This is a genomic window from Arcticibacterium sp. GJ41-1, assembly GCF_055808875.1.
Genome location: NZ_CM147888.1, coordinates 4,091,696 through 4,112,666 on the forward strand (window position 1 = coordinate 4,091,696; position 20,971 = coordinate 4,112,666).

Below are 20,971 nucleotides of genomic sequence, written 5' to 3' on the forward strand. Positions count from 1 at the left end.
GTCCCGTTTTGCCATCCAAAACGGGACTTTTTTTTGTTCTAAGTTGTCAATTTTCTATGATATCTCTGACACCAATTTGCTTAAATCTATTGTGGTGTTTATATCAACACAATAAAACCATAGAATTAACAGTAAATACTTTTTTTTGACTTCAATAAAATGACGTACCTTGTTTTAAATACCTCGAAACCAGCCATATTTCAATGAAGAATCAATGTAAAGCGGTGATAAAAGTGTCTATACTTTTTCTCTTATTTAACCTCTTTTCTTTCAGCTTAAACGCCCAACAAAAAAAGGAAGAGGCGTATCAAATACCCAACATTGATTCTATTCCCTTAGATACTGCCATAGTAAAAATAGGCGATGCCATTAATCAGATGAAAGGGAAAACTGATGCCAAAATAAAAGAAGACCTATGGCTCACTTTAAAACGTGCAAAAGCAACTAAAAACTCACTATTAATAGCTAAAACCTACAAAGAACTCGCAAACTGGCATTTCCTGAGCATTACTTCTGAGAATAACGACTCTATCTATTATTACGACAATCAGGCACTACAGTTCTTTTTACAAACAGACGAAAAAGAACTCATTAGCAATGCTTATAAAACAGTAGCCGTTGATTTAGATTTAATGCAGAAATACGCTGCAGCTGAGGTCCAATTTTTCAAAGGTTTGGAAGTTGCCAAGTCTATTGATTACCAAAAAGGCATAAATGCTATCCACGCATCTTTAAGCAGGTTATATACCAATACCAAAGATTACGAATCTGCACTAAAGTATAGTGATATGGTGGTGGCAGCCTATAAAAAAGAGGAAAACTCGCATCCATTAATTAGAGCATTATTAGGCTCAAGTAATATTTATGTTAAAACAGGGCGGCCAGAAAAAGCACTAGAAGTGGTCAATGAAGCTCTAGCATTAGTACCTAAATTACCAGAAGAATATCAAAACACCGAAACTTTTAATGTACGGGCATGGCGTGCTCAAGCTCACCGTGCGTTAAAACAGTATGATGAAGCATTGATAGATTTCAAATTCTCTTGGAAAGGCATGCAAGACATCTATGGTGAAGATATGGCAAACGGCTGGAAAGGCGGCATAGGCAGCGTCTATTATTTGCAAGGAAAATATGCGGAGGCTATCCCCTATTTAAAAGATTATATAGACCACCTTAAGGATAAGAAAGTTTATAACTCTGAAGAATTAAAAGACCACTACATCTGGTTAGCAGAATCTTATAGAGCCATCAATAAGCCTGATTTGGCATTCAAATATTTATCCGAGGGCAAAGACATTACAATTAATTCTTTACAGCAAGAAACCGAGGCTTTAAAAACCGAATTAAGAGTTAAATATGAAACCGAGCAAAAAGATGAGACCATCTCTTCTCAGTCTGATTTGATAGAGCAGCAGCAAAAAAATCAACTTTTAAGCTACATTATCGGTGCCCTTTTGGTTTTATTTTTAAGTGGCCTTTTTTATACCTACCGTAAAAACAAGAAAAAGAATATTCAGCTAGAAGAACTCAATAATAATCTAGAAATCACCAACGCACAACTTGACAAACGAAACGCTGAAAACGAATTGCTATTAAAAGAAATACACCATCGCGTTAAAAACAACCTTGAAATAGTATCAGGACTTTTAGAACTGCAGTCGTCTCAAATAGACGACCCTTCTGTGCAAGCAGCCATGCTTTCTAGTCAAAACAGAGTGCATTCTATGGGAATCATCCACCAAAAACTATATCAAAGCGAACATCTCACATCCATAGAAATGCGTGATTACTTCGTGAATTTGGGTGAAAACATCATGAATTCTTTTAGCACGGATGGTAAAGTAAAAATAGAATGTGACATGCCCGAACTGGTGTTGGATGTAGATACAGCCATATCCGTAGGCCTTATTGCCAATGAACTCCTTACCAATGCCTTTAAGTATGCTTTTGAAGGGAAAGACAAGGGTAAAATTGAAATAACCATGAAGTCTAATGGACCTGACGACGACAACCTAGAATTAAACATTACGGACGACGGCATTGGAAAATCTGCTGATGGCCCTGCAAAAGGAACAGGCTTTGGCACCATGCTGATAGACCTACTCACCAAACAATTGAATGGCACCATTTCATATAAAAATGAAAACGGCACTAAGGTTTCACTGATTTTCAATAAAAGCAGTAACCTAGCATGAGAAACCCAATAACCGTACTGGTGGTAGAAGATGAAATGATTATTGCCGCCAAAATATCGTTAAGACTTACCAACCTTGGTTATGAGGTAACTGGCATAGTGCCGAGAGGCGAAGAAGCACTGCTGCACATAGAACAAAATGCACCAGACATTGTCCTATTAGACATCAACCTAAAGGGAAGCATAGACGGAATTGATATTGCAACACAAATTATCGAAAACAAATGGCAGTGTGTTATTATATATTTGACAGCCAATAATGATGAAGCTACATTTAACAGAGCCAAAGCCACTCGCCCTTTTGCCTTTCTATCAAAACCCATCAAACCCATAGACCTCCAAAGAACTATAGAGCTAACCGAGGAGCGAATTCTAAAACAAAGAGAAATAGAAAACGCAGAAGAGAACCCAAAGCAAGAGTCAAAGATTGGTGAGGGCATGCAAGGGCATATAGATGATGGAAACTTTTTGACCGATAGGATTTTTGTCAAAGTCAAACAGAAAATGGTTAAAATTTTTGTGAGTGATATTCTTTACATTTCCGCAGACCGTAGTTATTGTCAAATTTTCACAAAACAAGAAACCCACCTACTTTCTGTTCCGCTAAAAAACGTGGAAGATAAACTTTCAAAATCTCAGTTTATGAGAATACATCGGTCTTATCTAGTGAATATTAAGGCAATAGACGAAATAACTGACACGCATGTTTTTATAGGCAAACAAGCAATACCTCTAAATGCGAATGCCAAAGAAGACCTATTTAAACGTTTAAAGCGGGTGTAGTTAATTACTGTGAACCAGAACGGCAAGCGTTAAAAAACTAATTTGAATATAACAGAAACATTTCTGTTGACACAGTAAGCTAGCGAAACTCTACATTTTACTTCAACTTCTTAGCCCACCTAATAGCGGGTTTCTCTATTATGAGGTAGTACAAATACGAAAGCGGAATTGAAATAAAAACGCACACTACCACCACTGCAATTTTGCCTATTTCCGGAATATCAGGTAATATATACTTAAAGAAACGCATTGAAATATCCACACCAAAAGTCCAATGCATTAGGTAAAGTGAATATGATATGGTTCCTAAAAAATACATGGGTTTAAATCGGATATCGATATTGAACAAGATAACCACAACCACGAAAACCGCTGAGAAAACATTAAGGAGTCCTAGGTCAGCAGATAAAGCGACCAAAATGATTAGTAAAAGAGCTACAAACCACTTTAAATCAAGAAGATTTTCTCGATATTGAAAAGTAAATATTCCAGCTAAAAAGAGTGGTATATGTCTAAATATAAATCCATCATGAACATATTTAGAAAGCCAAAAACTAAGAACTAAAAGCACTAAAGCACTAATTATTCTACGAAACTTTGAGCCTAAAAACAATATAGGAAATAGAAAGCTAATCAGTAAATAATACTGAAACTCTACACCTAATGTCCAGTAAACACCTAGTATCCAACCTTCTCCATCGATGACGTTTAAATAGCCAAGATGCATCAATACGTTTTTCCAATCAACGGCATAAGCTCCACCTTCCACAAATACTCTAATGACATACCAAACTGCCAAACACACAAAAATTGAGAGAATATAAGGTGGTTCTATTCGAGCAAGCCTTCTTGCTAAGAAATTCTTGATTTTTTTAGGAAATGTATATCCCCCATGCCACATGCTATAAGGAATAATAAAGCCAGAAATAACAAAAAAGATAGGCACACCCATACGACCCAAAAGTGTAAACTTGCCCAAAAAAGAAGTAAAAATGGGGTCCGACTCACTAAAATAACCAGAGGCATTAAAAAAATGCATAATACAAACACTGAGAGCGGCAAATCCACGGAGCCATTCTATGGCTAAAAGTCTTTTCATTAATCCTTATTTGAAAACCATCCTAAACCTCAGATTTTCATTAAAAAATGATTGCTCTTCGCCACTTGATTGTCGGAAAGGAATCTTTGAATAGTTACAAAGTTATATTTTATTTCCCCAGATTCAAGGAATAAGTATAACCCTCTTCCACATGCAATAAAAAAAGACTTATAAAAACGTTTACGGCAAGGCTAATGGATAAAACTTCGGAAAGTGTAAAGAGCCTTTGGGAAGATAAATAGCAGCACTGGGAAAGTAGCACCTAAAGCTTAAAAGGTTTAGATACATATTTATAAATAATTTCTAAAACTCCTTATAGCCATGAAAGCAAATATTCACCTAGGGGCGAGAACAACTGCCGCTACGCACGAAATAGTAAAACTAGAAGCACAAAACAATTATACCTTAGTTCATTTTATTGACGGCCGAAAGCTCCTCTCATCTACCACACTAGGTGTTATAGAAGAACGCCTTTCTGACTATCGTTTTTTTAGAGTAAACCGCTCTACAGTTATTAACCTACAATATTTAAGGCTGTTCAATATTCACCCATACGGTCATCTGCAAAAAACTAAATCCACGCATGATATTATTGTTTCCCGTAGGCGTGTAGCAGCATTTCAGGCTTGTGTGAACGCCTAAAGGAAACTTTTACGAACTCAGAAGAAAACCACTAATTCTAATTGATAGAAAATGAAAAGAAGATTGAATATTATACTAGCATCGTTATTTATTACCATACCGTTTTTAGGGCATTCTCAGGCAAACTCTACTTGGTCAACGAATCTTGCTGGCAATGGAACGGCAGCCAATACAGACGGCACGGTTACTATTACTAGTAGCATACAAAGTGTTGATGGAGGTAACCCTCAATTTATTCAGTACAATAATTTTTCTGCTGCTACCGTAAATGATTTTAGTGGTAATTATAATGGGATTGATATTAACGGGGTTAACCTAACTCTAAGCTCCGTTCCTGTAGCCAAAAGGCTACGTGCACAATCTGGAGTGCCATTTTCCATAACTATCAACACTAGTAAAAAAAGACAAGTTACCGGTACTGATGCTACTGATTTCGACAATGTTCGGCTAAAGTATGGAATCGGTAAAAATGAGCAGCCCTACAGATACGATGTTGCAGATTATAATGGCACCACTGGAAGCTTTACAAGTCAAGGGAACCCTATAACTCAGGGATTCACTTTAACTCATACTTTTGTAGGTAGAACCGAGGCTTGGATTGTTTTAGAACTTTATGAAGGTGCTACAATATATACTTTTAGTGGTGGATTTGGGGGGAGCTTTAATATTACTTCTTATTCAGCTTCAACAAGTATTGTTATACCAATTGTTGTTGAGGGACCATCCATCGAAGTTTCAGAGGCTAGCCCTATTCAACCCTTAGGTACATTCAGAGAACCTGCTATTCCACAAATGATTTTACACAATCCTCCGGGAGACGGAAGTACGGTAACCTTTACATCTAATCAGGAGACGTGCAGAAATATATCAGAAACAGTTACCAATGAAAATGCAGTAAATGCTAACTTAAAAGTAACATTAGGCATAGCGGGTCAGGCGGGAATGTTCATTACAACACCATTCGAATTCTCTGCTTCTATCAACAGTGATGTAGGGGCGGGAAGTTCAGAAGTGAAAACCAACGGTAGGCAAAACTGCTTATCGATTCTAAACTCTATCTCAACTCAACCCGGGATAGCTCCCACAAACGAAGGTTCAATCTACATGGGATATTCGTCAACAATGGCTTTTGGAGTGTATCCTACAGTTACTATTTCTGAAAGCCCACCATATACGGTAAAGAAAGACACCATCCCCATTTTTGCTTTTGTACGTGGTTCAGCGGTTCCTTTTTATTATTCAAAGTCACAAATTTTGGAACAAATACAGGCCATGCAAGGCATTGCAGATACTGCCTCCGTAGCTCGTGTAAAACAGGAGGCCATATATCAGAAGGATATATGGGAGCAGGTTTTAGAAAAAGACAGTATAAATATTAATAACCCTTCAAATGAAGTTATTCGAAACACGTTTGATTTAGAAGGCAAAGTTGCAGCGATAGGAAATAATACTGCATTGTCACTTTCAACCACAGATTCCTATAATGTAAGCCACTTTATAGATGCTTCAATTGGAGCAAGCTTCAAGATTATGTTTGGCGGTTCGGGTGTAGAAGGAGGCGTCAATTTTAAGACGAAAAAAACCTTTGGCCAAACTGTGGCCAATAGCAATAGCAGTACAACAAGTATTGCGTACAATCTCTTTGATGATGACGAAGGTGATGAGTTCAGAATTAAAATTGTAAAAGACCCTACCTATGGTACACCTATTTTTTTAGTAGACTCTGCAAATTCTAAAACTTCATGTCCTTATGAAGGTGGTCTTCAACGAGACCTCCCAAGCTTGAAAATTTACACAAGTACAGCCAGAGACACCACCATATCAAATGTCACATTGGGTACGGCCGGACATTTTCAGGCACAGGTTTGCAATAATTCAAACGAAAGTAGAAATTATGGTCTAGGCTTTGTAAGCCAATCCGCTACAGGAAATTTATTAATCAAATCGAATAGTAGCACAGGCACTGTAAATGTGGAGAATGGTATTACACAATTTGGGACAATAACAAATGTGCCAGCAGGTGGTTGCACTGTGGGTATATTTAATATCTCGATGGCTCGTGATATAAATGATGCGGGGGCTCCAATGTCATACGAGAATATTGAGTTTGTTTCTTACGTCGAATGTGAGCCAAAAGTGAGGTCAAGTGTTCTGGCTAACATTAACTTCGCTGCCCCCCCGCCTCCTGCAGGAGTAGCTGCTAGCAAAACAGAAATTTGTACGGGTACGCCAGTGACTTTAACAGCAAGTTGTCCGGTAACCACAACACCTAGATGGTACACTCTTTTGGAACAAGGATTTCCTATTGCAGAAGGTGAAAGTGTGGTAGTCAACCCTACTACAAGTTCTACTTATTACATTGGATGCGAAACTTCTAATTATAAGCGTGATAGGGTTGCCACTCCATTGATTTTGGTGGGTTCTCCGTCATCAGTTTTGAATCTAACTTCTGATTTTAGTTCTAACTCACTTCAGATTGCCAATACCATTTTAATGGCAAATAGCAAAGTCAATTCTCCAGCAAGAGTAAAATATAAAGCGGGAAATGCACTCATTTTTAATCCCGGTTTTGAAGCGAAAGGTGGAAGTATTTTTGAGGCGGAAATCGGGGGATGTGTGAATTGAAACTTTCTAAAAATATAACCTCAAACATTGGTGACTTAGTTTTAGGGAGGTGTTTAATCGGAAACTTATTATTTCCTCTCGAAGGTAAACTTGATGATATTCGCATTTATAACCGAGCATTAAGTGATACAGAAGTGCAGGCCATTTATAATGCGGAGAAGCCTTGAGTTTGGAAACAAAACTATTTAGCCTCGCTTTTACGAGAAAAGTGGTGATTTTACAGATTGAAAATGGTCTTATTAAAAACAATGCAAATGAAACAATTATTTTACATCGCTTGCCTCTCCTCATTGCTGGCTTGTAAACAAACCAGCAATGATAAATTTCACATGCCTGCCGAGTGGGAATCACATGAAGCCGTTTGGCTTGGCTGGAAGGCAGACAGTACCGCAGGTTTTTACCCTACGGTAATTGAAATGATAGAAACGCTTACACCACACGTTACGGTTAAGATAGCTTTCAATTCAATGGAGTTAATGCAAACCGGTAAGAACTATTTGGTACAACAAAAAATAGATACTTCAAATATCAAATTTTATGAAATGCCAGGTGACCGATATTGGATAAGAGATCATGGATCCGCTTTTCTGGTAAATGAAAAAGGAGAACTGGCCGTGGCCGATTTTGGATGGGATTACTACGGATATCCTCAATTTCTCAAAGAAAAGTATGATGACAACCAAGACAGCGTAGCCAAATACCTTAACAAAAGACTACCTTCCATGTCAAAAACAAGCTTGGTAGATAGTTTAATGGCTATTACAGAAAATGCCAAAATCTTTAAAACAAAGGTTGTTCATGAAGGCGGAAACATTGAGGTAAATGGAAAAGGAACGCTTATAGTTTGTGAGTCTGCCATTAAAAATCGGAATCCAGATTTAGACAATCAATTTATAGAGAGTGAGTTTAAAAGGGTCTTAGGCGTTTCAAAAGTAATTTGGCTAAAACAAGGTTTGGCGGATGACCCCAATGGTTTCTATAGACGAATAGTAGATAATTATGCGGAGGTGGTGTACAGCATTCGGATGAGTTCGTGAGGTTCTCAGACCCAAATACTATTTTATTAGCATGGGTAGATGAGTCAGAAAAAGACTTAAACCCCATCAATAAAATGAACTATGAAAGTTTAAGCGAAAGTTATGAAATATTGAAAAATGCTACCGACCAAGACGGTAAACCTTTTAAGATAATCAAAGTTCCACTACCCGATTTGATAAGCAAGAAAATAGTGGCCTCTAAAAGCTATGCTACAGGGTCATTTTATGATATTCCTGCCAATCGTTTTTACAATTCTGAGGCACCTGCTGTAGGAGACACCTTGCTGCCTGTGCCTGCATCAAGTTATTTGAATTACTTAGTTACAAATGGACTTGTCCTAGTTTCAAGTTATGTAGCCGAAGGTTCTTCCATAGAGAAAGAAGAACGTGTTCGCAAAATTTTTGAAAATCAATTTCCTAAAAGAAAAATTGTATTTATTAACGCAATGCCTCAAAACTGGGATGGTGGAGGTATTCACTGCTCCACACAGCAGCAGCCAAATATTAAGTCAAATAATTGACCTAGTTTATAGCACTCCTTTATTGTGCTTAAAAAGCTAAGAAATACGTTAGAAGGATTCATATTTCAAAAAAAGAAACGCTTTAGTTAGCTCAATAACAAACTATAAATCAACTAATAACATGTATTAAATGGCAAAGAAGTCCTTTGCATAATGCGGAGAAGCCGTAGGTTTCACTATTTATTTTTGAAAATATAGATAGGCTATTCAGCTTTTGGATATAGCTATTATAAATGGTATACAGCCTTTAATGTTAATAAGCAGATACCGCTTGATAAAAAAGGGGCTTCTTTCCCTTTACTCAATTATGGTTTCTGTAAATTGACTATTCAAACCCCTTATACCTAAGCACCTAAAAAATAAATGATGAAACATTTACTCCATCTAATCGTATTTGTATTCCTATTTACAGCCTGTGCAGATAAAACATCTGAAAAGGAACTTCCCCCAATTTCAGAAGTCTATGACAGTTTTTATGAAGGTTTTTTGGTCTTATATCCTACCCACGGAAACTTTAATGGAGTCAACAGGTATTTTGATAAGCTGCCCAATAACCTGACAGACGAATTTAGATCCAAGGAGGTTTCCCTTTATCAAACATGCCTTGATAAAATTCAGCAATACGACAGAGCAAAGCTTAGTGCCTCAGACCAAATAAACTATGACACGATGGTTTGGTACTGTAAAAACAAACTTGGAGTAAATCATGATTTCGTAAAATATTTACCCATTGACCAATTTAACTCTACAAATCTGTATATCGCCCAAATGGCTTCTGGTAGTAGCGTACAGCCTTTTGCCACCGTGGCAGATTATGACAATTGGACTAAAAGACTAAAAGATTACAATGCTTGGCTCGATACAGCACTGGCGAATATGAAGGAAGGTATTACTTTAGGCTATGTGCATCCAGAAAGTATTGTAAAAAAGATAATCCCGCAATTTGAAGCAATGGCACAAGGGCCTATAAGGGAGCACTTATTTTACAGTCCGGTAAAAAATATGCCTGAAAGTTTCACGGAAGCCGAAAAGTCAGCCATTGAAACTACTTATCAAAAAATGATAAAAGAAGACATCATTCCGAGGTATGAGAGACTAGCAAAATTTTTCAAAACGGATTATTTAAATGCTGCTAGAACTACCTCGGGTATTGGAGTTTTGCCATCTGGTCCTGATTATTATAAAAATCAGATTGAATACATGACCTCCACAAGCCTTTCGGCAGATTCTATATTTGCTTTAGGAAAATCTGAAGTAGCCAGAATTAGAACAGAAATGGAAATGGTTAAAAACGAAGTTGGTTTTAAAGGAAGCCTGCTCGATTTTTTTAATCACGTACGTACCAAAAAAGACTTAATGCCGTATACCGATCCACAGCAAGTACTAAGTAGTTTTGATGTCATCCAAAAAAGTATGGCACCGCAACTTGAAAAACTGTTTGATAAGAAGCCTAATACTCCTTTTATAGTAAAGCGAACCGAGGCTTTTCGTGAAAAGTCGGCAAGTGCACAATACTATGCGGGTAATCCTGACGGCTCAAGACCTGGAGTATTCTATGTTCCTATTCCGGATGTTACCAAATATAATGTGTATAGAGATGAAGCCCTGTTTTTACACGAAGCCATTCCTGGCCATCATTATCAATTAATGTTGTCAATGGAAAACGATAGTATTCCTGACTTTAGGAAATTTACGGCTTCTGGAGCCTATATAGAAGGTTGGGGTTTATACACTGAGTCACTCGGAAAGGAGCTCGGATTGTATAGCGACCCCTATCAATATTTTGGAATGTTAAGTGCAGAAATGCACCGAGCCATACGTTTGGTGGTTGATGCTGGGTTACACCATAAAGGGTGGACGCGTGAAGAAGCCATAGCTTATTCTCTCGAAAATGAAGCGTTATCGGAGGATGGCATTATTTCAGAAATTGAACGCTATATGGTCATGCCAGCACAGGCACTGAGCTATAAAATAGGACAGCTCACCATTTTAAGATTACGAAAAGAAGCCGAAAAGAGTTTGGGTGATGCTTTTGACATCAAAGCCTTTCATAATGTTGTGCTTGATGCTGGTGTTATGCCGCTTTCAGTATTAGAACAGCGGGTAAGAACTTGGATTGAGAAAGAGGGAAAATAGAAAATGAATAATAACTATAAAAGATCCTAACACAAACGGTAAGTATAAATGGGTTGTGTTCGCAATGCTTACTATTGTTTACGTTTTTCAACTTCATAGATCGTCAGGTTTTGGCATCTGGATTTAATGCTTTTGGCACGTATGGTTTTAGCAATTTTTCAGCTTCTTTTTTATCAAGAATACATCATATAGACATTGCCGCAACGGGAAAAGTACTTGGACTGAGATTCGGAATTGCAGAAGGAATTGGCACTTTTCTGGGCGGCTATTTATTTGACAAATTCAGTCATAAAGATATGCGTTGGTATATCTGGGTACCTATAATAGGAAGAACTTCGGCTCTATTGTCCTTTTACCCTTTGATTTTCAGTTAGGATATCAACTTAGTGTGTTTTAGTTTTTTTGTACACAGCCTGTTAACCGCCATATATTTAGGACCAACCATTGCCGTCACCCATAGTTTGGTCAATGCCAAAATACTCGCGTTTGCCTCCTCCATCTTATTTTTTGCATTGAATTTGATTGGTTTGGGTTGCGGTCCGCTTTTTATAGCAATGCTCAGCGATTACTTTCAGCCAACTTATGGTGATTTCAGCCTTCGTTGGGCGTTTTGTGCCATCTTCGGAAGCATGTTAATTACTTTGGGGTTTCACTATTTGGCTTCAAAATGCTACCTGAAAGATTTAGAAACTGTGTAATGAAGCTAAATCAATCTGTCATCAGAGCTTTTTGAGCAATTGCATAAAGTTTCAACCTGATTTACGTCCACAGCTAATCATTGAAACTTTTACGGTGCATTAGACTACCTCCCATTTATAACCGTGCTTTGAGCAATGTTGATTAACTGCTATCTATAATGCAGAGAAGCCTTGAAAAAATATCTCAGGAAAGCCGGTTGAGATTTTAAAACCTTAAACACAAAATCAACTTGAAGAAGTAGAATTACCACTCCATAATTTTTTTTTGCTAAGAAATTGTTTATCGGTACTTTCGAAATTGGGACAGCTTTTAGCGACAATATAGCCTCTGCTGAAAACATTGATAGAATAAACCATGAAAAACACCTTAGCACTATTAAGTATTTTTCTACTTACCGCTTTTACTTTACGTGCCCAAAACGAAATAAACATTGCCAAAACCTACCTTAATCAAAACAGTGCTAAGGAGCATTTGTCAAAAAGTGATATTGACGAAATGACGGTATCCAGTGCCTACTTATCTCCTACTACGGGTTGGTACCATATTTATTTCACACAAACTTATCAATCTATTGAGGTATATAATGGCGTTTTGAATGCAACCTTACAAAATGGAGAAGTTAAATATGTAGGTAATACCTTCATGCCAAATATTGCTTCTTTTATTCCGGAAATCACTACTACTAGTCTCAATATAAGTCCGTCACAAGCCATTGAAACGGCCGCAAAGGCTAAGAACCTTACCTCTGCCAAGCCTTTACAAGTGAATTCAATATTTATTAATGATGACCAAGAAAAGGGAATTCTAAAAGCGAGTTATAGAGACAAAACTCTTTCGGATGAAGACATTGTAGTAAAAAAATACTGGCTACCATATCAAAGCACTGAAAATGGTAAAACTATAAAAAAGGTAAGTCTTACATGGAATGTTCAATTCTTGACTAAAGACCATCAAAATCAATGGAATATACACGTAGATGTAAACACTGGCAAAATATTACAAGACCAAGATGATATCATTCATTGTCATTTTGAGGTGCCCGAAAGTACAACTAGTAAAAAAGGAGGCAACCATAAACATACACATTTAAAAACATCAAAAGTAGCAACTCCAAACAGCTATAATGTTTTTGATTACCCTTTAGAAAGTCCCAATCATGGAAACCGTACCATTGTAATTAACCCTTACGCCCGTTTTGTACCAGCAAGTACAGGCCCAGGAGTTACTAATGGCTGGCATAATGATGGTACTATAGATTATACAACTACCCGTGGAAATAATGTATTCGCGAAGGATGATTTAGCTTTTGATAATGAAGGAACTATTGGCTCAAGCCCCAGTTCTGCAACTTTAGAGTTTGATAGTCCCTACTCACAAACTACCGGTACTGCTGCTGCCAACTTAGATGCGGCCATTACCAACTTATTCTATTGGAATAATGTCAATCATGATATCTTATATAGATATGGTTTTGATGAACCGAGTGGTAATTTCCAGCAAGATAATATGGGCAGGGGTGGTAGTGGTAACGACTATGTAAACGCTGATGCCCAAGACGGTTCTTCAACCAATAACGCTTATTTTTTCACACCAATAGATGGCAGCAATCCCAGAATGCAAATGTACATTTTTAGCGATGCAGGCAGCCCTGCTTATCAACCTGATTCAGATTTTGACAATGGGATAATTTCACATGAATATGGGCATGGCTGGTCTATTCGTTTAACGGGTGGCCCCGCTAATATAGGATGTTTAGCAAACGCAGAAAGCGGAGGTGAAGGCTGGAGTGATTATTTAGGACTAATGTTAACTACAGATTGGTCGGTGCTTTCGCCAAATTTAGCAAGTGCTAATATTGCAAAAGGGGGAGGAACATATGTAAAAGGTCAATCCACCACTGGTCCTGGAAGCCGTCCTTTTAGATATTCTTATGATATGGCTAATGTAAACCCTACAGTTACTTATGGACAAGTAGCCAATACTCTGAACTTTACTCAACCACACGGTATTGGCTCCATTTGGGCTACTATACTTTGGGATATGACTTGGGAAATAATCTTTCAAGACAATCAAATTGCCAATAACATTTACGATGTACCTGCTAATATCTTGGATATGAAAGGGAATATTGCAGCTCTAAAACTAGTCAATGAGGGGCTTCGTCTTCAATCCTGTAGCCCCAGTTTTGTGCAAGCCCGTGATGCCATTTTACAAGCAGATGCCTTACTATTTGGCAGCAGGTACCGCTGTGCTATTTCAAAAGCTTTTGCCCGTAGGGGTTTAGGAGCCTATGCCAGTACAGGCTTATCTACCAATGACCGTATCGTTACCGAAGACTTCACTCCTCTTGCAGTACCAGCTTTGACTTCTACTTTAGAAAATACAATTTGTAATAATCAACTATTCAGCTATACCCCAACGGTGGGAGTCAGTGGGACTTATACCTACACTTGGACACGTGCTGCAGTGGCTGGCATTAGCAATCCAGCCTCCAATGGAGTGGGTTCTATTAGTGAAACACTTATTAATACGACCGCGTATCCTGTCGAGGTGAAATACTTCATAACGGTAAGTCCTTCTACCTGCGGAGGTACACCTACTCCACAAACCGTGAGTATCATAGTTAATCCTTCAGTAACTCCAATTGTCGGTGCTTATTCTATTTGTCAAAACGGCACTATCCCTATTGGCGAAGGCCTAAAAGTTCCAGCAGTATATATCAATAGTATTGATGCCGAAATAACCGTCGGTCCTACTTACGTGAGATCAAATACTAGTTCTTCTTCCTATATAAATTCTAGTGTTTCTGTTTATTATAAAACCATTCCTTTTACAGCCTCTTTTTCGGAAGATGTAACTTTTGAAGTTACTTCAGCCTCTTTAACTAGCCCTTATGAGCAGGACACACATCTATCCTTATACAAAAGCCCGTTTGACCCTGCCAACCCCGCTACTAATTTTCTTATATCAAGAGATGATGGAGGGGAAAACTATCAATCTAAATTTACCCATACACTTACTAAAGATAGTACTTATGTACTCGTTGTAAGCACATACAACACAGCTACTACGGGAACATTTACACTGGTATCAAGTGTGGTAGGTTTTACAGGAGCAAATAATTGGTACGCCAGTGCTTCTGGTGGCACCGTACTCACCACAGGCGAGGTATTTAATCCTGTAGGTGTAGCCGGCTCTGGCATAAGTAATACCTCTATTTTAGGTACTAGCCCTTTTTATGTTTCTCAGAGCTCTAACCCTTCTTGTAGAACGCCAGTTAGCTTTACTATAAGTGAAACACAGACGGCTAGCAATGTTTCGGTTAGCTCTTCCGCCATTTGTCCAGCTGCCAATTTATCTCTAACGGCGGACTGCCCAAATGGTGAGATTAAATGGTATGACCAGTTATCTAATGGAACCACTATAGGGGAAGGGAGCAACCTAGTGCAGGCTCCAATATCCAATACCACCTTTTATGTTTCTTGTGAAACGGCCACATGTAAAAGTGCCCGTGTTGCCACTTCTACAGTTATAGTGAAAGAGCCGTCTGGTACTCCTTTGACTTTAACAACTAACTATAATTCCGGTTCAACTTTGGAGATGTCTTCTGAATCTATTTTAGCAACAAACAAGGTTATTTCACCAGCTAAAGCGATTTACAAGTCAGGAAAATCAATTTCTTTGAATGAAGGATTTGAAGCAAATTCTGCTAGCCTTTTTAGAGCAGAAATAGGAGGCTGTGAAAATATTGGAACCCTTGGGTTGGTAGCCTATTACCCCTTCAACGGTAATGCCAATGATGAAACGGGAAATGGTAACAACGGCCTAGTAAACGGAGCCTCTCTAACTACTGATAGATTTGGAAATGTAGCTAAAGCTTACGCTTTTGACGGCATTAACGATAAGATTTCGAGTAACGTAGGAAGTAGTTTCTACTCCGAGCATAAAACAATTTCTTTTTGGGCTAAAATTTCAGGAGCTGGAATTGACAATCCAAGAATGGTGGGTGTAGGTCCAGCAGGATCACCTTATCAGTATTACAGTTTAATACTAGAAGGCACTGCATCACCAAGGCGAATTTGGTTCTTTTCAAGCAACAGTGTAGAGCAAAGTTACTCCGCTACATCGGTTGCCGATAATAGCGGTTGGCATAATTATCAAGTCACTTTTGATGGGCTTAAAGTGAAAGTCTTTATTGACGGAGTATTAGACAAAGAAACGAATACCACTGGATCCTTAGCAAGCTTTTCAAATGCGGTTTTACAAATAGGTTCAAGTGATAATGGTTTGGATCCGTTCAAGGGCTCCTTAGACGATGTCCGTATTTACAACCGTGCTTTAAGTGATGCAGAAGTGCAGGCTATGTATAATGCTGAGAAGCCGTGAGTTTAACTTTTCAGAAATCCACCTCCTAATTAATAGAAGGCGGATTCCCCCTACTTATTTATCAGCCTAAAAGGCTAGAACATACTTAAGATTGGCCCAAAATTACCACTCCCTAAAAATTATTGGTAGTCAGCAGGTTAAGTGGTAGATTCGTTAAAGGTTTATAAGTAGAATCAATGAAAACTAATAATAAACGAGTCTTACCAATTCAATGGAATAAATCAACATTTTATTTCCTGATTTTAGTTGTTCTGGTCGTACTTGGTTTTTGGCCGACATACTTTGCTAAATTCCTTGATGGCTCAGCCGATTTCACTTTCTACTTTCACTTTCATGCCGCTATGGCAGCAGCTTGGGTAGCACTATTAGTGCTGCAACCCATGCTTATTAAAAGAAAAAAAGTAGCCTTACATAGAAAGCTAGGCAAACTGACTTATGTCTTGCTACCCTTGTTTTTTCTTTCAGTGATATTGTTAAAACATCATAGTATAGGCGGTAAGGTTAGCCCAAATTTAGGAGCTACTTTATGGTTACAGTTAAAAGATTTGGTGATTATCGGTATCATGTACGGTATTGCTATTTGGCACAAAAAGGACATTCAAATACATGCCCGAGCTATGATTGCTACTGGAATTGTATTCATTGAGCCCTCTTTAGGTAGATTAATCATTAATGTCTTCTATCCAGCCGACTTCACTACGGGCTTTATAGTCACCATTGTTCTTATATATGCTCTATTATTAATTCTAATATTCTTAGAAAGAAAACAAAGTAAAGGCAGGTGGATATTCCCACTTTTAGGAGTGCTATATATTCTTTTTCATTGGTTGTATTTATTCGAAATAAGCTTTCTAGCTTGGGATGCACTTGCCCGTTGGTTTGCTCTTTTACCGCTCACTTAATCATTTCATTGAAAATACGCATAAGCTTAAACTTCTGTTCAGTAAATCAAATTATTAAAAAATAGCAAACATGAAAAACACAATCCTAGTACTCACTTTAATAATGGCTACAGCTCTAGTAATAAGTTGTACTACAAAAACAGAAGAGGCTGCTACGTCAACCTTCGACTTGGTAACGGCAAAAGCTGAAATAGAACAAGCAAACAAAGAATTTATGGCTTTAGTAGCCGCAGGAGATTCTGTTGGTTTGGCCAATTCATATACGCATGATGCAAAATTGATGAGTGGCGGAGCACCATCAGTTATAGGAAAGGCTAACATTCAGAGTGCAATAAGAGGAATGTTTGAATCTGGTCTAACTGGTATTGACTTAAGACTTGAAAATGTTTACGGTACAGAAGACATGATTGCAGAAGAAGGTGAACTGACCTTATATGCAGGCGAGAATGTCGTTGGAGAAGAAAAGTACATTGTGCTTTGGAAAAAAGAAGATGGAAAATGGAAGCTGTTTAGAGATATTTTTAATTCGAATTTGGCAGTGGATTAATCAATGTTTAATTGAAAGTGAAAAGAAAATATCATTGACTTTCAAAGTCAACAATTCATTGCGGATAAAACAAATGCAATCTATTCGCTTTATTATTTAAGTAATTATGAGGACACTAACTATTCGGACATTTTTAATCGCATTTTTATGCAATTTTTCAGTTGCTGTTTTTTCACAAGGGACAAGGCTTTTAAGAGAGCCTACCATCAGTAATTCACACTTGGTATTTACCTATGGTGCTGATATTTGGATATCAGATCTCAGTAGTAATTATTCCCAACGAATTACTAGTACACCATCAGTGGAATCTAACCCAAAGTTATCTCCGGATGAACAAACGATAGCTTTTACGTCAAACCGGTCTGGCAATAATGCCGTTTACACAGTTTCCGTTAAAGGTGGTGAACCTAAGCGACTAACTTGGCATCCAAGTGCCTGTTATGTCAGAGGCTGGTCACCTGACGGAAGTCAAATTATATATGCCACCTCTCGTGATAGTGCTCCCACCACAATCAACTATTTATGGTCGGTGAGTGCCAATGGTGGGCCTTCAACCAAAGTAAGCCAGCAATGGGGATTCGATGGTTCCTATTCGCCTGATGGAAAACGCTTGGTGATTGACCGAATATCAAGATGGGAATCTGAATTTCGTGGTTACCGCGGGGGACAAAACACACCTTTAGTCATTCTGAATCTTACAGATATGTCGGAGGTTTTAATCCCAAACAGTAAGACCATTGATATACACCCCGTTTGGTTAGGAGAAAATATCTACTTTCTATCTGATAGAGATGGTATTTCTAATATTTGGTCTTATAATTCAAGCACATCTTCGCTTAAGCAACTTACCACTTTTTCAGGCTCTGATATAAAATGGCTAGATGGCCACGGAAATCGTTTAGTTTTTGAGAGAGATGGCTATTTAAACACGTTTGATTTAAGTACAAATACTTCGGCTCAATTAAACATTAATGTAGTTGGTGATTTTCCGTGGGCTGAAACAAAGTGGGAAGACGTAAGTAAAAAAGCAAGCAACGCTTCACTTTCTCCGACAGGAAAAAGAGTCATACTCGAAGCTAGAGGAGAAATATTCACCATTCCCGTAGAAAACGGCGATACAAGAAATGTAACCAAAAGTTCAAATGCCGCTGACCGAGTGCCTATTTGGTCACCAAATGGCGATAAAATTGCTTGGTTTTCTGACGAAGGGCAGAAAGGCTACAATCTCTTAATAGCCAAACAAGATGCCCTCTCAAAGCCAAGAGTTATCTCCATCGGTAGTTCTAAAATGGCTTGGGAACCTACATGGTCACCCGATGGCAAATACATTGCATTTGTAGACAATGAGCCACAAATTCAGGTGGTAGAAATAGCCACAGGAGCAATTCAAACTGCAGATGTAGCGGGCATAAATATTGAACGCGGCTATATGGGTATTACTTGGTCGCCAGACTCTGAGTGGCTGGCGTATTCTAAAACTGGTGATAATAATTTCAGAGGAATTATGCTGTGGTCCAGAAAAGACCAATCTATTCATAAAATCACGAATTCATTTGCAGATGCCTTTTCACCTGCCTGGGATAGAGATGGCAAACACCTTTACTTTTTGGCAAGTACCGATGTAGGCTTAGGCTCTGGTTGGGCAAATACAAGTGCTATCTCTTCAAATCCGCAATATGCCGCTTACGTGGTTAATTTAAGAAAAGAAGACCTTTCGCCATTTATGCCAAAAAGTGATGAAGAGGTAGTTAAGGTAGATTCAAGTGCGGAGCAAACAGACAAAAAATCAAAAAAGAAAGCCGAACCATCAAAAACAGAAGAAACTGTTACTATAGATTTTGAGCATATTGATAGAAGAACAATTCCACTTCCATTGCCAGTCCGCAATTACAATTTTATGTTAGCTGGCTTAAAAGGCAATGTATTTATTGGCGAAAGAATACCAGATAACCCTGGTGTAACCATTCAGAAGTTTGATTTAGAGAAAAAAGAAGCTGAAAAATATGCCAGTGGAGTAAGTCAAATAGCCATTTCAGCCAATGGCGAGCAAGTACTTACCCAAGTGGGCGACAGCTGGAAAGTAAGCTCAAGTAAAGACGAAGGCATAGAAAAAGGAAAAGCTGTAAAGCTAAACTTACAAATGCAACTCAATAGAACGGAGGAGTGGAAACAGGTTTTTGAAGAAACTTGGCGTTACGAAAAAGACTATCTCTACGACCCTAATATGCATGGACGCGACTGGAATGTAGTTTATGAGCGATATGCTCCACTTATTCCATTTGTTAAACATTCAAGTGATCTCTATTACATCCTTGACCTAGTCAACGGTGAAATGTCCGTTGGGCACAGTTTTGTGAGAGGTGGAGATTATCCCGAGGTAGAAAAAACGGTTACAGGACTTTTAGGTGCTGACCTCGTAGCAGAAAATGGACGATGGAAAATTAGTCGAATATTTACTACAGAAAGTTGGAACCCTGGACTTACGAGTCCATTGGATAGACCGGGAATCAAAGTAAAAGAAGGCGATTACATCGTCGGTATAAATGGCAAAGAGCTTTTAGCTTCCGAAGACCCTTATAAACTGCTAGACGGTACTTTAGGAATTCAAACAGTCATTCATGTGAATGCTGACCCGACTTTTGAAGGTGCAATACAGGAAACTGTAGAGCCTATCAGAAGTGAGAGAGATTTGAGACAAAGAGCATGGGTAGAAGACAACAGAAGAAAAGTAGACCAACTGTCAAATGGAAAGCTCGCCTACATATGGATACCAAATACCACCAATGCTGGTTTTATATCGTTTAATCGCTACTTATTTGCTCAACAAGACAAGCTAGGTGCAGTCATAGACGAAAGATTTAATGGAGGAGGAAGTCTGGATGACTACATGGTGGATTTGATGAACAGAAGCCTTAGAGCGGCAATTACCAATGAGGCACCAAACGGAAAGCATTTCCAATTACCAGCTGGAATTTTAGGGCCAAAAGTTCTTTTGATAAACGAGATGGCGGGCTCTGGTGGGGATTATTTCCCTTGGGCATTTAGACAGCAGAAAGTAGGAAAGCTGATTGGAGCCACAACTTGGGGTGGCTTGGTAAAATCTTCGACACATTACGCTATGATTGACGGCACCAGAGTTACAGCTCCCGATAATGCTGTTTTTGATCCAATAAATAACAAGTGGATTGCCGAGAATACAGGGGTTGCACCAGACATTCAGGTAAGGCAAGACGGTTTATCGCTCTCTAAAGGCAAGGACCCTCAGCTGGAAAGAGCAGTAAAAGAAGTGATGATTTTGGTAGACCAAAAAGGGGAAGCGAAAATTGAACGCCCTGCTTATCCAACGCCAGCAATTAAAAATTAAAATTTTTAGAATAAGGACAAACTCCTTGCACTTATC

At 38.4% G+C, this 20,971-nt stretch carries 13 protein-coding genes; 12 read left to right on the plus strand and 1 reads right to left on the minus strand.

Translation table 11 applies throughout. The features are described 5' to 3' along the window. Window positions 1–203 precede the first annotated feature (203 nt). Together AC0L6O_RS16790 and AC0L6O_RS16795 are read left to right on the plus strand one after the other, a co-directional pair. Complete coding sequence (locus AC0L6O_RS16790) at window positions 204–2,195, plus strand: tetratricopeptide repeat-containing sensor histidine kinase (protein WP_473303979.1); 1,992 nt, start codon at window positions 204–206, stop codon at window positions 2,193–2,195. Further along, window positions 2,192–2,977: a LytR/AlgR family response regulator transcription factor gene (locus AC0L6O_RS16795; RefSeq protein ID WP_473303980.1), complete on the plus strand. Its 786-nt coding sequence runs from the start codon at window positions 2,192–2,194 to the stop codon at window positions 2,975–2,977. Before AC0L6O_RS16790 ends, AC0L6O_RS16795 begins: the two co-directional genes overlap by 4 nt. Window positions 2,978–3,074: 97 nt before the next feature. Here the strand turns inward: AC0L6O_RS16795 and AC0L6O_RS16800 are convergent, their stop codons facing one another. Then, window positions 3,075–4,076 carry an acyltransferase family protein gene (locus tag AC0L6O_RS16800; protein ID WP_473303982.1) on the minus strand — a complete coding sequence of 334 codons (1,002 nt, stop codon included), beginning with the start codon at window positions 4,074–4,076 and terminating at the stop codon, window positions 3,075–3,077. A gap of 321 nt (window positions 4,077–4,397) precedes the next feature. On the opposite strand from AC0L6O_RS16800, the gene AC0L6O_RS16805 reads away from it, so the two are divergent. From AC0L6O_RS16805 to AC0L6O_RS16850, 10 genes are all read left to right on the plus strand, one after another. Continuing rightward, window positions 4,398–4,718: a LytR/AlgR family response regulator transcription factor gene (locus AC0L6O_RS16805; protein ID WP_473303983.1), complete on the plus strand. Its 321-nt coding sequence runs from the start codon at window positions 4,398–4,400 to the stop codon at window positions 4,716–4,718. Window positions 4,719–4,769: 51 nt separating this feature from the next. Further along, window positions 4,770–7,343, plus strand: coding sequence for an immunoglobulin domain-containing protein (locus AC0L6O_RS16810; RefSeq protein ID WP_473303984.1), 2,574 nt, complete (start codon window positions 4,770–4,772; stop codon window positions 7,341–7,343). A 254-nt stretch (window positions 7,344–7,597) separates the two neighbouring features. Further along, the gene (locus AC0L6O_RS16815; RefSeq protein ID WP_473303986.1) at window positions 7,598–8,380 is read left to right on the plus strand and encodes an agmatine deiminase family protein; all 783 of its coding nucleotides are present in this window, start codon (window positions 7,598–7,600) and stop codon (window positions 8,378–8,380) included. Continuing rightward, window positions 8,377–8,901, plus strand: coding sequence for an agmatine deiminase family protein (locus tag AC0L6O_RS16820; RefSeq protein ID WP_473303988.1), 525 nt, complete (start codon window positions 8,377–8,379; stop codon window positions 8,899–8,901). The genes AC0L6O_RS16815 and AC0L6O_RS16820 overlap by 4 nt, the downstream gene beginning before the upstream one ends. Window positions 8,902–9,264: 363 nt before the next feature. Next, window positions 9,265–11,037 carry a DUF885 domain-containing protein gene (locus AC0L6O_RS16825; RefSeq protein ID WP_473303990.1) on the plus strand — a complete coding sequence of 591 codons (1,773 nt, stop codon included), beginning with the start codon at window positions 9,265–9,267 and terminating at the stop codon, window positions 11,035–11,037. Between the two features lie 74 nt (window positions 11,038–11,111). Then, window positions 11,112–11,411, plus strand: coding sequence for a hypothetical protein (locus AC0L6O_RS16830; protein WP_473303992.1), 300 nt, complete (start codon window positions 11,112–11,114; stop codon window positions 11,409–11,411). Between the two features lie 679 nt (window positions 11,412–12,090). After that, window positions 12,091–16,122 carry a M36 family metallopeptidase gene (locus AC0L6O_RS16835; RefSeq protein ID WP_473303993.1) on the plus strand — a complete coding sequence of 1,344 codons (4,032 nt, stop codon included), beginning with the start codon at window positions 12,091–12,093 and terminating at the stop codon, window positions 16,120–16,122. A gap of 176 nt (window positions 16,123–16,298) precedes the next feature. Further along, complete coding sequence (locus tag AC0L6O_RS16840) at window positions 16,299–17,024, plus strand: hypothetical protein (RefSeq protein ID WP_473303994.1); 726 nt, start codon at window positions 16,299–16,301, stop codon at window positions 17,022–17,024. A gap of 70 nt (window positions 17,025–17,094) precedes the next feature. Next, window positions 17,095–17,571: a YybH family protein gene (locus tag AC0L6O_RS16845; protein WP_473303996.1), complete on the plus strand. Its 477-nt coding sequence runs from the start codon at window positions 17,095–17,097 to the stop codon at window positions 17,569–17,571. A 106-nt stretch (window positions 17,572–17,677) separates the two neighbouring features. After that, window positions 17,678–20,935 carry a S41 family peptidase gene (locus tag AC0L6O_RS16850; RefSeq protein WP_473303997.1) on the plus strand — a complete coding sequence of 1,086 codons (3,258 nt, stop codon included), beginning with the start codon at window positions 17,678–17,680 and terminating at the stop codon, window positions 20,933–20,935. Window positions 20,936–20,971: the final 36 nt, after the last annotated feature.

Excerpts from the sequence above, each read along its gene's own strand:
- AC0L6O_RS16805 (WP_473303983.1), top strand. The coding sequence starts at position 4,398 with ATGAAAGCAAATATTCACCTAGGGGCGAGAACAACTGCCGCTACGCAC.
- AC0L6O_RS16795 (WP_473303980.1), top strand. The coding sequence starts at position 2,192 with ATGAGAAACCCAATAACCGTACTGGTGGTAGAAGATGAAATGATTATT.
- AC0L6O_RS16810 (WP_473303984.1), top strand. The coding sequence starts at position 4,770 with ATGAAAAGAAGATTGAATATTATACTAGCATCGTTATTTATTACCATA.
- AC0L6O_RS16850 (WP_473303997.1), top strand. The coding sequence starts at position 17,678 with ATGAGGACACTAACTATTCGGACATTTTTAATCGCATTTTTATGCAAT.
- AC0L6O_RS16790 (WP_473303979.1), top strand. The coding sequence starts at position 204 with ATGAAGAATCAATGTAAAGCGGTGATAAAAGTGTCTATACTTTTTCTC.
- AC0L6O_RS16825 (WP_473303990.1), top strand. The coding sequence starts at position 9,265 with ATGATGAAACATTTACTCCATCTAATCGTATTTGTATTCCTATTTACA.
- AC0L6O_RS16840 (WP_473303994.1), top strand. The coding sequence starts at position 16,299 with ATGAAAACTAATAATAAACGAGTCTTACCAATTCAATGGAATAAATCA.
- AC0L6O_RS16800 (WP_473303982.1), bottom strand. The coding sequence starts at position 4,076 with ATGAAAAGACTTTTAGCCATAGAATGGCTCCGTGGATTTGCCGCTCTC.
- AC0L6O_RS16815 (WP_473303986.1), top strand. The coding sequence starts at position 7,598 with ATGAAACAATTATTTTACATCGCTTGCCTCTCCTCATTGCTGGCTTGT.
- AC0L6O_RS16845 (WP_473303996.1), top strand. The coding sequence starts at position 17,095 with ATGAAAAACACAATCCTAGTACTCACTTTAATAATGGCTACAGCTCTA.
- AC0L6O_RS16835 (WP_473303993.1), top strand. The coding sequence starts at position 12,091 with ATGAAAAACACCTTAGCACTATTAAGTATTTTTCTACTTACCGCTTTT.